Source organism: Vibrio marisflavi CECT 7928, assembly GCF_921294215.1.
GTDB classification, from domain to species: domain Bacteria; phylum Pseudomonadota; class Gammaproteobacteria; order Enterobacterales; family Vibrionaceae; genus Vibrio; species Vibrio marisflavi.
Window position 1 is genome coordinate 2,303,889 of sequence record NZ_CAKLDM010000002.1, and the last position, 13,771, is coordinate 2,317,659.

The following is a 13,771-nucleotide window of genomic DNA, read 5'->3' on the forward strand; positions in this document are numbered from 1 at the left end:
TGAACTATAACTAAGCCTAAGACTCAAAAATCACTGTCGCGACCGCATAGTGTCGTTCATCTGAGAGCGACAAATGAAAATTCGTCGCTCCTAGTTGGTCAGCAATTTCTTTCGCTTTGTTAGTAAGCGTTAAAATAGGCTTACCTCTGGCATCGTTTGATACTTGAAAATCTTGGAAAGTTACACCAGATGCGATACCTGTACCTAAAGCTTTTGAAGCGGCTTCTTTAGCAGCAAAGCGTTTAGCTAGGAAACGGCTTTTGTTGTTCAGGTCTACATACGTAGCATGCTCAAAATCGGTAAGTATTCGACGAGCGAAAGATTCACCAGAACGCTCTACTGCTCGTTCGAATCGTTCAATTTCCGCAATGTCTGTACCTATGCCAACAATAGCCATTTACTTATCTCCTCGCTGCGTCCATAACCTCTTTCATATCAGAAACAGCTTTTGCGAGCCCATCAAATACTGCACGTCCAATAATCGAGTGACCAATATTCAATTCATAAATTTCTGGTAACGCCGCAATAGGCGCTACATTATGATAGGTTAGACCATGCCCAGCATTTACGGTAATTTCTAGGTCGTTGGCATAACTCGCGGCAGCTGCAATTTTCTTTAGCTCATCTTGCATTTCGTCTTCATTTTCTGCATCAGCATAATGGCCTGTATGCAGTTCAATAAACGGTGCTCCACATGCTTTTGCCGCATCGATTTGCTCTCTATCTGCATCGATAAACAGAGATACTCGAATGCCTGCAGCTGTAAGCTTCTCAGTTGCTGCCTTAACTTTCTCTAATTGGCCAACAACATCAAGACCACCTTCAGTAGTAAGCTCTTCACGTTTTTCTGGAACAAGACAAACAAAGTCAGGTTGAGTTTTTAATGCAATCTCAACCATCTCATCTGTTACTGCCATTTCTAGATTCATTCGAGTTTGTAGAGTTTCACGAAGAATGCGGACATCTCTATCTACAATATGGCGGCGGTCTTCACGGAGGTGGATAGTAATACCATCTGCACCAGCTCTTTCTGCAATTTCTGCCGCATGAACTGGGTCAGGGTATTTGGTGCCGCGAGCATTACGTAAAGTCGCAATGTGGTCAATGTTTACACCTAGAAAGATTGGGCTCATTTTGGGGTACTCCGTAATTTGGAAGCGGCAGTATGTGTACTGAACAGCTCCCTACTTTTTAATGGTTTGCCGCCAAGATACGGCTTTAAGGCTATGCGAGTAAAGCGTTTTGCAGCTTTTAGTTGGTTTTTGTTAACAAAGCGCCGCTCTCCCATGGCGATAAGCTCATCACCAAGAAAAGTTAAATTGTCCTTTCGCACAGAAGCAATAAAACCTTTTTGCTCTCGGTAGCGGTAAGTCATACCGGCTTCAATAGAATTGCCAGTACCAGCACAAGAAAAGAAATCAACACCATAGCCCATCACATGCAGCAAAGACAGCTCAAAGCGACGTAACGCTGGCTCTGGGTTCTCGCACTGTGCAAGCTCAGTAAGCGCAGCTAAATAATCATGAAACAAAGCAGGCATAGGTACTTCAGCAGAGAGCACTCGACCCACCAATTCATTTAGATACATAGCTGAATAGAGGTTAATTCCGCTGAGGGGCATAGCTAGGCTGATAGACTCTGCTTGTCGCAAAGTTTTCATTTCACCTTTGCCCGACCACTTCATTAACAAAGGCGTAAATGGCTGAAGAGCGCCTTTAAGAGCAGAGCGCTTGCTTCTTGCTCCTTTGGAAAGAATACAAACCCGACCTTGCTCTTCACTAAATACATCAAGAATTAAGCTAGTTTCACTGTAAGGTCGACGGTTTAATATAAAACAGCGCTGCAGATCCTCAGTCAATAACTTGTCCTCGATTCAAACAAAAAGAGAGCCTATACGACTCTCTTTTTGTAGTGACTTCTTTAAAGATCGTCAATGTATCCGAGTGAACGAAGGGCTCGTTCATCATCAGCCCAACCTGACTTCACTTTGACCCAAGTCTCTAGGTACACTTTACGACCAAACAACTCTTCCATATCAAGCCTAGCTTCACGGCCAATGGTCTTGATTTTTTCGCCACCTTTACCAATGACCATTTTCTTTTGACCGCTTCGTTCAACTAAGATTAACCCATTGATATGAAAGCCGTCAGTTTCAGGATTATAGTCAAATCTTTCAATTTCAACAGTCACTGAGTACGGAAGCTCATCGCCGGTAAAACGCATAAGCTTTTCGCGTAAGATTTCAGAAGCCATAAAGCGCTGAGAGCGATCTGTTACATACTCTTCAGGGAAGTGGTGCGTAGCTTTAGGTAAGTGCTCACGAACATGCTTGTGCAATACTTCGATGTTCTTGCCGTGTTTTGCCGAAATTGGCACGACATCGACAAAGTCCATTTTCTTGGACATTTCCATCATATGTAGCATCACATCATTACGATCTTGCACGTTATCGACTTTGTTTACACAGAGTACGACTGGGAAGTTCGATTTGCTTAGCTTATTCAGTACCATTTCATCGTCTTTGGTCCATTGAGTACCATCGACTAGAAAGAACACCAAATTAACATCACTTAGGGAGCTATTTGCCGCGCGGTTCATCAAACGGTTAATGGCACGCTTTTCTTCGATATGAAGCCCAGGAGTATCTACATAAATAGCTTGATAATCGCCATCAGTATCGACGCCCATGATTCTATGACGTGTCGTTTGTGGTTTACGAGACGTAATTGAAATCTTCTGACCAAGAATCTTGTTCAGTAGTGTCGATTTACCCACATTCGGGCGTCCCACTATGGCAATAAATCCACAGTGTTGGTTTTCTGGAGAGCTCGCCTCGCCATGCGATGCGAAATACGCATCAATATCGAAATCTTTATCAGACATTGGTTAACTTCTCTAGTGCTGATTCTGCTGCCGCTTGCTCAGCTTTGCGACGGCTTGTTCCTATACCAATAATAGCCTCTTTTAAGTCGACCACATCACAAGAGACGGTAAACTCTTGATTATGAGCCTCACCTTTTATCTTGGTTACGGTATACACAGGAAGCGGCTTTTTTCGCCCTTGCAGGTGTTCTTGCAAACGTGTTTTAGGATCTTTCTGCGAAACACCCGGCTTGATAGACTCGAGGCGAGTCGTATACCAGCTAAGTATAATTGCTCTTACCGCCTCAACATCACTGTCTAGATAGATAGCACCAATAATGGCTTCAACTGCGTCAGCTAGAATCGAATCTCGCCTAAACCCACCACTTTTAAGCTCACCTGGACCTAATTTTAAGTAATCTCCTAACTGAAATTCACGACCTAGTTCAGCAAGCGTATGCCCTCTAACCAAAGTCGCACGCATCCGGCTCATGTCCCCTTCATTTACTTTAGGGAAGCGATGATAAAGCGCATCTGCAATTACAAAACTTAAAATTGAATCGCCCAGAAACTCAAGACGCTCATTGTGCTTACTATTGGCACTACGATGTGTCAGCGCCAAATGAATAAGCTCAGCATTATTAAACTGATAGCCGAGCTTATTTTCTAATTTACTAATAGGAGAAGTCATACTCTCTCAACTGTTACTGTCTAACCCAGTTAGACTATTTAATACTACCGATACGATTGAATCGAACACCCGTAGGTACCCAAGAAGGCAAAATGCTATTCGGGCTACGATCGAACTCAAAACTCATCCAAATCGCTACCGCTTTACCCACTAAGTTTGCTTTTGGCACAAAACCCCAATAACGACTATCTGCACTATTGTCTCTGTTGTCGCCCATTACAAAATACTCACCAGGTGGTACTACCCATTCATCAACACCTGGACGCGGTTGGTACTCATAAATCCTGTCCCTGCGCAAAGGGTTAATCAGAATATGATGCTCAACTTTACCAAGATGCTCGGTTTTCTCGATTAAGTGCACGCCACCTTGAACAAAGCGGCTTTGATGCACATTGGAATCCACCACATCAGTACATTTAGAGGCACCTTTAGGCTGGATACACAATACTTTATCGCTGTTATAACGCACCACATCACCAGGCAGGCCAACGATACGTTTAATGTAATCGATGCTAGGATTTGGCGGGTAGCGGAAAACAGCAATATCACCACGTTTTGGCTCACCAGTATCTACAAGTTGATGATGCCAAACAGGATCTTTTAGCCCATAAGCAAATTTTTCCACCAAAATAAAATCGCCTACGAGTAACGTTGGCATCATTGAACCTGATGGGATTTGAAATGGCTCATAGATGAAAGAACGTAAAATAAGAACAAATGCAATGACAGGAAAAATCGCCACGCTGTTTTCTATCCACCATGGCTGAGTCTTAAGCTTCTTAAACGTTTGCTCATCCAAATCACTAGATTGTTCCTCTAGCTGTTTGAGTTTTTCTAAACGCTTTTTACTCCATACCCACTTTTCGAACGCCCATACGATACCAGTCACTAATGTGACAATGACGAGTATGATTGAAAAAGTATTAGCCATTGATTGTCCTTACATTCAATATGAAAATGAAAGTGAACCGGGAAAACCAGCCACTTTCATTGAGAATTCATCAGTAAAACTTTTAACTTAATTGTTAATCTTTACCTACATGAAGAATCGCTAGGAAAGCTTCTTGTGGTAATTCTACGTTACCAATCTGCTTCATGCGTTTCTTACCTTCTTTCTGTTTCTTCAGTAGCTTCTTCTTACGACTCACATCACCACCGTAACACTTAGCAATAACGTTCTTTCTGAGCTGCTTAACTGTTGAACGGGCAATGATGTGGTTGCCAATTGCTGCTTGAATTGCGATATCAAACATCTGACGAGGAATGAACTCTTTCATTTTCTCAACTAACAGGCGGCCACGACTTTGCGCTTGGTCCTTATGAGTGATGATAGCCAACGCGTCTACCTTGTCACCGTTAAGCAATACGTCAACGCGAACCATATTTGATGCTTCAAAACGTTGGAAGTTGTAGTCTAGAGATGCATAGCCTCTAGAAGTCGATTTCAGACGATCAAAGAAGTCCAATACAACTTCAGCCATTGGAATATCGTAGGTCACTGCGACTTGGTTTCCGTGATAAACCATATCAACTTGAACACCACGCTTTTCAACACACAAAGTGATCACGTTGCCCAAGTATTCCGATGGAACCAAAATATTACAACGCGCGATCGGCTCTCGAATTTCTTCTAGGTCATTTACTGCAGGTAGTTTAGCTGGGCTATCAACGTACAATAGCTCCCCATCGTTTTTTTCAACTTCGTAAACTACTGTCGGCGCAGTAGTTATCAAATCAAGATCGTACTCACGCTCTAAACGCTCTTGAATGATTTCCATATGCAGCATGCCTAAGAAGCCACAGCGGAAACCAAAGCCTAGTGCTGCTGAGTTTTCTGGCTCGTAGAATAGCGATGCATCGTTTAAGCTCAGTTTACCGAGCGCATCACGGAAGTTTTCGTAATCATCAGACGAGACTGGGAATAGGCCAGCATAAACTTGCGGCTTAACCTTCTGGAAGCCAGGAAGGGCTTCTTCGCAACCATGCTTAGCAAGAGTCAGCGTATCACCCACAGGGGCACCAAGAATGTCTTTGATACCACAAACAACCCAACCTACTTCGCCGGTTTTAAGTTCTGTCGTATCCAATTGTTTTGGCGTAAAGATACCCAGACGATCAACACCCCAAACTTGGTCTGTGCTCATCACCTTAATTTTATCGTTTTTCTTCAATACACCATTTTTAATACGCACCAAAGAAACAACACCAAGGTAATTATCAAACCAAGAGTCAATGATAAGTGCTTGCAACGGTGCTTCTGGATCGCCTTCTGGAGAAGGAATCGACGAGACAATGTTTTCTAATACATCGTCAACACCAATACCTGTTTTCGCAGAACAGCGAGTGGCTTCCATCGCGTCGATGCCAACAATCTCTTCGATTTCTTCAGCCACACGCTCTGGTTCAGCGGCTGGCAAATCGATCTTGTTTAAGATTGGCACAACCTCTAGGTCCATTTCGATTGCGGTATAGCAGTTTGCTAGGGTCTGTGCTTCTACACCTTGACCAGCATCGACCACTAGCAATGCACCTTCACATGCAGCTAGCGAGCGAGAAACTTCATAAGAAAAGTCTACGTGTCCTGGAGTATCGATGAAGTTAAGCTGATAAGTTTCACCATCTTTGGCTTTATAATCCAAAGTCACACTTTGCGCTTTGATAGTAATACCGCGCTCACGTTCTAGATCCATTGAATCCAATACTTGTGCTTCCATCTCGCGATCACTCAGTCCTCCACAGACTTGAATTAGGCGATCAGAAAGAGTGGATTTACCATGGTCAATATGGGCGATAATCGAAAAGTTGCGAATGTGCTTCATAGGATTGGCGTAACTAAACTCGTTGCATTAAAAGAAACTAGAATGCCGCAATCACGCGGCATTTTATACAGGTTGGCAGATTCTACCCAATTTCTCACCAATACGCACGAATTAACCTCAACATCACAAAATTTAAACCCTCTGGAACAATTCTCGATTGCTCTGAGCGGTTAAAACCATTGAAGCTAACCAATAGGCTTACCGAGCACTCGAAGCAACACAACTTCTCGTGTTGAATCTTGCTCGGCGCGATGAGAAAGCCTTTTAGCCAGTAAAATCCCTAAGAAAAGAAATAGTGCGGAAGTTAAAATGGTAACGCCCTCACCCGTTGCAAATATTGGCACTAAAACCCACTGAGAAAGCAATGCACCAACAAACAGCATAAACAGTGGAGTTAGATAAACGACGGAGGCAGACCAAAGTAAGCTTTTTTCTGGAAAGCCGATTTCGACAACCTGCCCTTCCTTTAAGGCTTTATCTGTGGCAAGTTGCCAGAACAATGTTTTGTTACCAAACGCTTTACTGACAACTCCAGTTCCACAGCTTTTTTGAGATGAGCAGCTGGAACAACTGGTTTGCTGCTCACAACTGAGCTCTACGTCATAACCTTTGCCAGTGGAGTTTACTGCACTGACAGTTGCTAAAGCAGTCATCATTGCGAACTACTCTCCGGAGCCACGTCAGTTTCAGGGCTATTATTTACTGCGTTCGAATCAGCCACTTTTTTGGCGGCTACGGGAGAAAACTTCACTGAGCGAGCTATACGAAGTGCCGTCTCAGGTGGAATATCACCAATCACAGCCACCTCATTTTTGCCACTTACATATATTTGCAAAGACCTACGACCTTGACGCACAAGCTGGCTCTTTAATGACTGATCATTCCTATCTGAAACATAGACTGAGAAGTCAAACAAACCATCTGAGTAAAGCTGGCTTTCTACCATTTGGTTTGTCCCTGATAGCTTATAACGATTGAGCTCTTCAGGTTTAAAACCATTGGGAACCCAGCTCACTTTCCAATAAGTGTGCGTAAGGTTACCTTGAGGTAAAGACAACACTTGAGGAAGCTGGACGTTTTGCAGCTCGCCCAATGCCTTAGATACGCCATCACCTACAGCAAGAGAGATAGTTCTAAATTGCTCTAAAATGTCGCCATCCCTATCAACTAGGTCAGCTCTTAGAGGAAGTTTTGTTTTCTCATCCACCCATAGAACATACGAGTAGCGCATACCATCTTTAGATACCACACGCAGAACCTGACAAGTTGCTCCAGCCTCACGAGCTTTACCTAAAAGGACAAAGTCGTAGTACTTGCTCAGCTCATTTATATTGCTGTTCAACAATGGGATGGTCGGAGCAACCATATAATTAGCCCGAATAGTAAAGGGCTCTGAACTTGAGTCGATGTAGCTAACTTCACCACCTCTACGAATAATTTCTCGCATTGGCCCACTCAAATAAACAAGGTGAGCAAGCTGAACATTATTCTCAACCGCATGACTATAACGAAGTGGCTCAATAGTATTACGATTGATAACGATGTAAGACAGTTGGTAGTTTAGCTGTTGACTAGCTTTGCTCATTTCACTTAGCAAAGCCTTAACCGAAGGGTTCTCAGCAGCATAGGCTGCCACCGAGCTAAAACAATAGATAACAAGTGCACAAATTAAAGACTTCTTCATTCGGCTACCAGTTTAATGTATTCATAAGTTTAGTGCGTATTCCTTATCGCTGAACAAAGATCAGTTTGACTGACTTCTCATCAACATTTGCTTCTCTAGGTCATTATTATAACCACGAATAACGTTCATCTTGTATTGAGATGCAGCTTGATTACCTTCGTTACCCAAGGTAAAGCTCGCTGGCGATGTGGTACCAAATGCCATAGTTTGCAATTTATTCGTACTTTGTACAGAGGGGTCGCTAGATGAACCCGATGGCTGGCCACCAATGCTCATTACAACAGCGAGCGTTACGCTAGCAGCGACAGCCACTTGCCCAAACGGAGACAACCATTTAGGTAAGCGTCGACGTGCAGAGGCAGGTTTCGGTTGCGCTTCTAACTTCGCATCTTCTAGGTTCAAGACTTTATCAGAGTGCAAAGGGTTATGAGCTGGCTCATTTTCTAAAGCTAAAGCTACACTCTCAGCAATATTCCATTCTGGTTTTTCAGGTGCCTCACCGCGCATAACATCACCTATTAAGTGATAGTTTTTCCACGACTGAATACCCTCTTGATCATTCTCTAATTCCGAAATCAGAGACTTATCAATCATCTCTCCGTCCATGAGTGCTGAAAGTTTTTCTTTGTCAGCCATTATTTCCACCATTTCTATTAGTGCTTTAACGTTGCAAAAGAGGTTTAATCTTCTTTTCCACCGCTTCACGAGCACGGAATATACGAGAACGCACTGTTCCCACTGGACAATCCATCACTTCAGCAATTTCTTCATAACTTAAGCCATCTAGCTCGCGCAAAGTCATCGCTGTTTTCAAATCTTCTGGTAGTGCCTCGATAGAACTAAATACAACACGCTTCAATTCGTTGGACAACGTTAAGTTCTCCGGGTTCGATATTTCTTTCAACGCACTACTACTTTCGTAATATTCTGCTTCTTCAGCATCTACATCGCTTGCGGGTGGCCTCCTGCTCTGCGCGACAATGTGATTTTTAGCGGTATTGACAGCTATCCTATATAACCAAGTATAGAACGCGCTTTCACCACGGAAACTGGGAATTGCACGATACGCCTTAATAAAGGCTTCTTGGGCGACGTCGGCAACGTCTCCAGAATTGCTCACGTATCGAGAAATAAGATTGCATACTTTGTTTTGATACCTTAAAACCAAAAGGTTAAATGCTTGCTTATCTCCGCTCTGTACTCGCTCTATCAATACTTGATCGGTCAGTTGCTCGTTCATTCGAGCGTGTACTCCTATTGTTATTCACCCTATCTACTGCGAGACATGAGCTTTTATTATGCAAAATGTAGTATTGACACCACCGCTAACATGAGCAGTATTGTGACCTAGGAATGCAAAAAAAGTTCAAAACTTTCGTAAATTTTTTATCAACTCAATTTGCCATTATGATGTAATGTTTATGGGTTCGCTTAACACAAATCTAAAGTCGAACTCAGCGAAAAGCAATGGGATGTAAAAATAATTGTATTCTATTCAACTGTATTTATAGATTTTCTTTATATAAGCTGAATGCTATTTCATCAGCTCAGGACCGAACAGTATTATGAACGCACACCGTGAACATGTATGTGACGTATTAGTAGTGGGGAGCGGAGCAGCCGGTCTCTCATTAGCCCTTCGTATCGCAGAGCATGCCAAAGTAATTGTACTCAGCAAAGGACCACGCAGCGAAGGTGCAACTTACTATGCGCAAGGTGGTATTGCTGCCGTATTTGACGAGTCAGACAGCATCGAATCGCACATTCAAGATACCCATATCGCTGGTGCAGGCATCTGTGAGCAAGATGCCGTTAAATTTATCGCAGAGAATGCGAAAGAGTGTGTCCAATGGCTAATTGATGGCGGAGTCCCTTTCGATAGAGAGGAGAACGACAAAGATGGCCAACCGAAATATCACCTAAATCAAGAAGGCGGCCATAGCCACAGACGAATTCTTCATGCCGCCGACGCCACTGGCATGGCAATGCAAACCTCTCTCCAAGACAACGTCAACAATCACCCAAACATCGAAATTTATGAGCGCTATAACGCACTCGATTTAATTACTGAAGAAAAAATTGGCGGCGATAAAAACAAAGTAGTCGGAGCGTATATTTGGAATAGAGCCGACGAACATGTAGAAACAGTAAGAGCAAAATTTGTTGTTCTAGCAACTGGTGGTGCATCCAAGGTATATCAATACACCTCTAACCCAGACGTATCTTCTGGAGATGGCATTGCTATGGCTTGGAGGGCAGGATGTCGAGTCGCAAACCTAGAGTTTAACCAATTCCATCCAACTTGCTTATATCACCCTGAAGCAAGGAACTTCCTGCTAACCGAAGCTCTGCGTGGCGAAGGGGCTCATTTACTTCGTCCAGATGGCACTCGTTTTATGCCAGATTTTGATGAGCGAGAAGAGCTAGCCCCGCGTGACGTCGTCGCTAGAGCTATCGACTATGAGATGAAAAGACTTGGTGTTGACTGCATGTACCTAGACATCAGCCATAAACCTGTTGAGTTCATCGAAAAGCACTTCCCGACCATTCATATGCGTCTGCAAGATCTCGATATCGACATGACCAAAGAGCCGATCCCAATTGTTCCAGCAGCCCACTATACTTGTGGCGGCGTAATGGTAAACAAGAGCGGCGAAGCCGACCTTGAACAGCTCTATGCTATCGGAGAAGTCAGCTATACTGGGCTGCATGGTGCAAATCGTATGGCATCTAATTCACTATTAGAGTGTGTGGTTTACGCTTGGTCTGCTGCAAAAGACATTCTAGATAAGCTGCCAAACGCAACGCTGCCAAATTCAATTCCGGCTTGGGATGAAAGCCAAGTGTGTGACTCTGACGAAGAGGTTGTCATTCAACATAACTGGCATGAGCTTCGCCTATTTATGTGGGACTACATGGGGATTGTTCGTACTGACAAGCGACTAGAGCGAGCGCTTCGTCGTATACAGCTACTTCAACAAGAAACTCACGAGTATTACAGTAACTTCCGGGTATCCAACAACTTACTCGAGCTACGTAATTTGCTACAAGTTGCTGAGCTAATGGTTCGTTGTGCAATGCAGCGTAAGGAGAGTAGAGGGCTGCATTATACCCTAGACTACCCAAACCTAATCGAAAACAGTGGCCCAACAATTTTAGAACCAAGTCGTTAACCAACTCTGTTAGAAGGGGGAGCTATTCCCCTTTCTTTAGATAACGTAAATAAACCAAAAAACGACGATAGTCTTTTTCAGTTAAACTATCCCTCCACAAACTCCACCTTCTACCTTTTTTATCTGAAAAAACAATAAACAATGGCGCATAAGCAAAGAGTACTTTGCTAGGGTGATAATGTTCATTACTCAAGGTCAACTTGCCACTCTGAGTGACCTGAAAGAAACCTGATATAGCTCTTGGGATCAATGAGCCACCTAGAAATAGGGTAATTACTAATCCAATCAAATAGGAAGAGATTGCAAGTGGTAAGGGCGAAATGATACAAACGCACACTGCAAACTGAAAAACCAATAGATTTGCAATGCGCGCCTTAAAAGAGTGGTGAGCGAATAGACTAACGGACTTTGCTAAGGTTATGGGCGACAATTTTATCTACCATGGCCGCATGACCTAGGTTTTCGCTTCGTCCATGCCCCATAACCCATGTGAACAAGTCTGGGTCATCGCATTCAAGAAGAGAAACAAAGTCTTTTTGTTCGTTTTCGGACAAAGAATCAAAGCACTCTTCAAAAAAGGGCATTATGACTACGTCCAACTCCAACATACCTCTGCGACAAGCCCACTTGATTCGCGCTTTTTCTTCATCGGTGTACATACAGTCCTCACAAGACTAATCCTTATAATGGGCAGAGTGTAACAAGCGGCTACCATTCCAACTAGTGTCGATATCACACTCCTTGATTGAGCCAATAAATTCCAAGGTTTGTCGTTAAAAAATTCACCACAATGCTGCTTGCAGTTGCTAAGCAATTGGCTTTACCATGTGTTGCAGTAAATCAGCAATAATCAAAGGTGCCTAGAATGAGCTGGCAAAGTGAGTTTCCCTCGCTAACAATCACTGAAAATGACACGCTTCCTAAATTAACTGTCTCTCATTTAGTTTCATGGGGTGCTATAACCGTCACAGGCGATGACAAGAAATCCTACCTACAAGGTCAATTAACTTGCGACGTGGTTTCTTTGCCAGAAGATCAAAGCACTTTGGGTGCCCACTGCGATGCCAAAGGCAAAGCGTGGACGATATTCCGTCTATTCTCACATCAAGATGGCTACGCAATGCTTCAGCCTCTTTCTGCTATTGAAAAAGAGCTAACTGAGATAAAGAAATACGCTGTATTTTCTAAAGTCACTATTGAGGAATCTCAAGGTGTATTGCTGGGCATTATGGGCGAAGAAGCTGACACCTACATCGATACATTGAGCGAAGATACTGGTCATGTCCGCAAGATTGAAAATGGCACGGCCGTTAAAATCAGCGATCAGCGCTGGCTACTGTTGGTAAACGAAGAATCAGCGAGAAACATCGTAGAAACTGCAGATGCCGTTAAAGCCCATGAAGCGCTCTGGAGTATGGCCGATATTCTACAAGGGCTGCCTATTGTCAATCAAGATGCGCAAAATGAGTACATTCCTCAAGCGTTTAATCTACAAGCTTTGGGCGGGATTAGCTTCAGCAAAGGCTGTTATACAGGACAAGAAATGGTCGCCAGAGCTAAATACCGTGGTATAAACAAGCGTGCGATGTACATAGTTAAAGGCAAGCTGACGGCCTCTATTACTGAAGGTTCAAGCGTTGAAATAGAACGTTCTGTTGGTGAAAACTGGCGCAAGGCTGGCACATTGTTAGCGCACTACCAGTATGCAGACGGTTGTGTAATTGGCCTCATCGTACTGCCTAATAATTTAGAGCAAGAAACGAACCTAAGAGCTTGTTCTGAGCCTGAATCTATATGGACGATTCAACCACTTCCTTACTCAATTAGTGATGAATAACCAATCGACTGCGATCACTCAATACCTTGATAAGCAAGGTATTGAGTACAAAATTCTCACACAATCAAAGCAAACTACATCCATCAAAGAAACGGCTCAGCAAAGAGGAATCTGTCCATCGCGGATGGTGAAATCTATTCTGCTAAAGGACATGGACAACAATTACTTGTTAGCCTGTGTTCCCGGGGACAAGGTCGTTGATCCAAAAAAAGTTCGAGCTAAGCTCTCATGCAGAAGAGTCACATGCGTCGCAGCCGCGCAAGTTTATCAAATCACAGGTTTCGAAGTTGGAACCGTCACTCCTTTACTCCTTCCTGACAATATAACTATCCTGTTTGATGTCACCCTATCACTGCAAAACAAAATCACCATCAGTAGTGGAAGCAAACTATTTGGCATAGAGCTATATTATCTTTCATTACAATCACTTTGCTCACCTATTCTAACTGATATTTGTCGTGACTAAATAATAAAATGACACACACTAAGTTGTAACAACATATAACAATGTTCAATGGGTAACCGTTCGATAAATTAAATAATAAATATATAGAACTTCTACTATTAATTGATGTCAATTAGCGTATGAGATGCAGTTGTGCTCAATTGCATTTGTTCGAGTTTTGAGCCGAATTAGCAAAAACCACAAAAACTAGTCTATTATTTATACTGCCATGACAGTTAAACAAGCTAGATTAGGTTTAA

16 protein-coding genes are annotated in these 13,771 nt (G+C 43.1%); 3 read left to right on the top strand and 13 right to left on the bottom strand.

All coding sequences use genetic code 11. The features are described from left to right. Positions 1 to 16 precede the first annotated feature (16 nt). The 11 genes from acpS to rpoE form a co-directional block, all read right to left on the bottom strand. Entirely contained in the window at positions 17 to 397 is a 381-nt protein-coding gene (gene acpS / locus L7A31_RS17275) for a holo-ACP synthase (protein ID WP_237363012.1), read from the bottom strand. Between the two features lie 4 nt (positions 398 to 401). Continuing rightward, a complete protein-coding gene (gene pdxJ / locus L7A31_RS17280) occupies positions 402 to 1,133 on the bottom strand; it encodes a pyridoxine 5'-phosphate synthase (protein WP_237363013.1) in 732 nt (243 codons plus the stop codon). After that, positions 1,130 to 1,858: a DNA repair protein RecO gene (recO, locus tag L7A31_RS17285; protein WP_237363014.1), complete on the bottom strand. Its 729-nt coding sequence runs from the start codon at positions 1,856 to 1,858 to the stop codon at positions 1,130 to 1,132. The genes pdxJ and recO overlap by 4 nt, the downstream gene beginning before the upstream one ends. A 62-nt stretch (positions 1,859 to 1,920) precedes the next feature. After that, positions 1,921 to 2,883 (bottom strand): GTPase Era, encoded by a 963-nt coding sequence (era, locus tag L7A31_RS17290; RefSeq protein WP_237363015.1) that lies wholly within the window; start codon positions 2,881 to 2,883, stop codon positions 1,921 to 1,923. Continuing rightward, positions 2,876 to 3,553, bottom strand: a complete 678-nt coding sequence (rnc, locus tag L7A31_RS17295; RefSeq protein ID WP_237363016.1) for a ribonuclease III — start codon at positions 3,551 to 3,553, stop codon at positions 2,876 to 2,878. Before rnc ends, era begins: the two co-directional genes overlap by 8 nt. A gap of 34 nt (positions 3,554 to 3,587) precedes the next feature. Then, entirely contained in the window at positions 3,588 to 4,484 is an 897-nt protein-coding gene (gene lepB, locus L7A31_RS17300; RefSeq protein WP_237363017.1) for a signal peptidase I, read from the bottom strand. A gap of 94 nt (positions 4,485 to 4,578) precedes the next feature. Beyond that, on the bottom strand, positions 4,579 to 6,372 hold the full coding sequence (gene lepA / locus L7A31_RS17305) for a translation elongation factor 4 (protein WP_237363018.1): 1,794 nt from the start codon (positions 6,370 to 6,372) through the stop codon (positions 4,579 to 4,581). 185 nt (positions 6,373 to 6,557) lie between these two features. Then, on the bottom strand, positions 6,558 to 7,028 hold the full coding sequence (locus tag L7A31_RS17310; RefSeq protein WP_237363019.1) for a SoxR reducing system RseC family protein: 471 nt from the start codon (positions 7,026 to 7,028) through the stop codon (positions 6,558 to 6,560). Then, positions 7,025 to 8,056, bottom strand: coding sequence for a sigma-E factor regulatory protein RseB (gene rseB / locus L7A31_RS17315; protein WP_237363020.1), 1,032 nt, complete (start codon positions 8,054 to 8,056; stop codon positions 7,025 to 7,027). Before rseB ends, L7A31_RS17310 begins: the two co-directional genes overlap by 4 nt. Positions 8,057 to 8,116: 60 nt before the next feature. Then, the gene (locus tag L7A31_RS17320; protein ID WP_237363021.1) at positions 8,117 to 8,692 is read right to left on the bottom strand and encodes a sigma-E factor negative regulatory protein; all 576 of its coding nucleotides are present in this window, start codon (positions 8,690 to 8,692) and stop codon (positions 8,117 to 8,119) included. Between the two features lie 25 nt (positions 8,693 to 8,717). Continuing rightward, entirely contained in the window at positions 8,718 to 9,296 is a 579-nt protein-coding gene (rpoE, locus tag L7A31_RS17325) for an RNA polymerase sigma factor RpoE (RefSeq protein ID WP_237363022.1), read from the bottom strand. 325 nt (positions 9,297 to 9,621) lie between these two features. On the opposite strand from rpoE, the gene nadB reads away from it, so the two are divergent. Further along, a complete protein-coding gene (gene nadB, locus L7A31_RS17330; protein ID WP_237363023.1) occupies positions 9,622 to 11,229 on the top strand; it encodes an L-aspartate oxidase in 1,608 nt (535 codons plus the stop codon). A 22-nt stretch (positions 11,230 to 11,251) separates the two neighbouring features. Here the strand turns inward: nadB and L7A31_RS22265 are convergent, their stop codons facing one another. Continuing rightward, a complete protein-coding gene (locus tag L7A31_RS22265; RefSeq protein ID WP_354003825.1) occupies positions 11,252 to 11,659 on the bottom strand; it encodes a protein YgfX in 408 nt (135 codons plus the stop codon). Beyond that, positions 11,628 to 11,888: an FAD assembly factor SdhE gene (locus tag L7A31_RS17335; protein ID WP_237363024.1), complete on the bottom strand. Its 261-nt coding sequence runs from the start codon at positions 11,886 to 11,888 to the stop codon at positions 11,628 to 11,630. The genes L7A31_RS22265 and L7A31_RS17335 overlap by 32 nt, the downstream gene beginning before the upstream one ends. A gap of 206 nt (positions 11,889 to 12,094) precedes the next feature. On the opposite strand from L7A31_RS17335, the gene ygfZ reads away from it, so the two are divergent. Together ygfZ and L7A31_RS17345 are read left to right on the top strand one after the other, a co-directional pair. Next, positions 12,095 to 13,066, top strand: coding sequence for a tRNA-modifying protein YgfZ (gene ygfZ / locus L7A31_RS17340; protein WP_237363025.1), 972 nt, complete (start codon positions 12,095 to 12,097; stop codon positions 13,064 to 13,066). Then, positions 13,059 to 13,532, top strand: coding sequence for an aminoacyl-tRNA deacylase (locus tag L7A31_RS17345; protein WP_237363026.1), 474 nt, complete (start codon positions 13,059 to 13,061; stop codon positions 13,530 to 13,532). The genes ygfZ and L7A31_RS17345 overlap by 8 nt, the downstream gene beginning before the upstream one ends. Positions 13,533 to 13,771 lie beyond the last annotated feature (239 nt).

Bases quoted from the DNA above. Each gene is read 5' to 3' on its own strand.
- ygfZ (WP_237363025.1), top strand. From the start codon at position 12,095: ATGAGCTGGCAAAGTGAGTTTCCCTCGCTAACAATCACTGAAAATGAC.
- L7A31_RS17335 (WP_237363024.1), bottom strand. From the start codon at position 11,888: ATGTACACCGATGAAGAAAAAGCGCGAATCAAGTGGGCTTGTCGCAGA.
- L7A31_RS17345 (WP_237363026.1), top strand. From the start codon at position 13,059: ATGAATAACCAATCGACTGCGATCACTCAATACCTTGATAAGCAAGGT.
- acpS (WP_237363012.1), bottom strand. From the start codon at position 397: ATGGCTATTGTTGGCATAGGTACAGACATTGCGGAAATTGAACGATTC.
- rpoE (WP_237363022.1), bottom strand. From the start codon at position 9,296: ATGAACGAGCAACTGACCGATCAAGTATTGATAGAGCGAGTACAGAGC.
- lepA (WP_237363018.1), bottom strand. From the start codon at position 6,372: ATGAAGCACATTCGCAACTTTTCGATTATCGCCCATATTGACCATGGT.
- rseB (WP_237363020.1), bottom strand. From the start codon at position 8,056: ATGAAGAAGTCTTTAATTTGTGCACTTGTTATCTATTGTTTTAGCTCG.
- L7A31_RS17320 (WP_237363021.1), bottom strand. From the start codon at position 8,692: ATGGCTGACAAAGAAAAACTTTCAGCACTCATGGACGGAGAGATGATT.
- era (WP_237363015.1), bottom strand. From the start codon at position 2,883: ATGTCTGATAAAGATTTCGATATTGATGCGTATTTCGCATCGCATGGC.
- pdxJ (WP_237363013.1), bottom strand. From the start codon at position 1,133: ATGAGCCCAATCTTTCTAGGTGTAAACATTGACCACATTGCGACTTTA.
- lepB (WP_237363017.1), bottom strand. From the start codon at position 4,484: ATGGCTAATACTTTTTCAATCATACTCGTCATTGTCACATTAGTGACT.
- L7A31_RS17310 (WP_237363019.1), bottom strand. From the start codon at position 7,028: ATGATGACTGCTTTAGCAACTGTCAGTGCAGTAAACTCCACTGGCAAA.
- nadB (WP_237363023.1), top strand. From the start codon at position 9,622: ATGAACGCACACCGTGAACATGTATGTGACGTATTAGTAGTGGGGAGC.
- rnc (WP_237363016.1), bottom strand. From the start codon at position 3,553: ATGACTTCTCCTATTAGTAAATTAGAAAATAAGCTCGGCTATCAGTTT.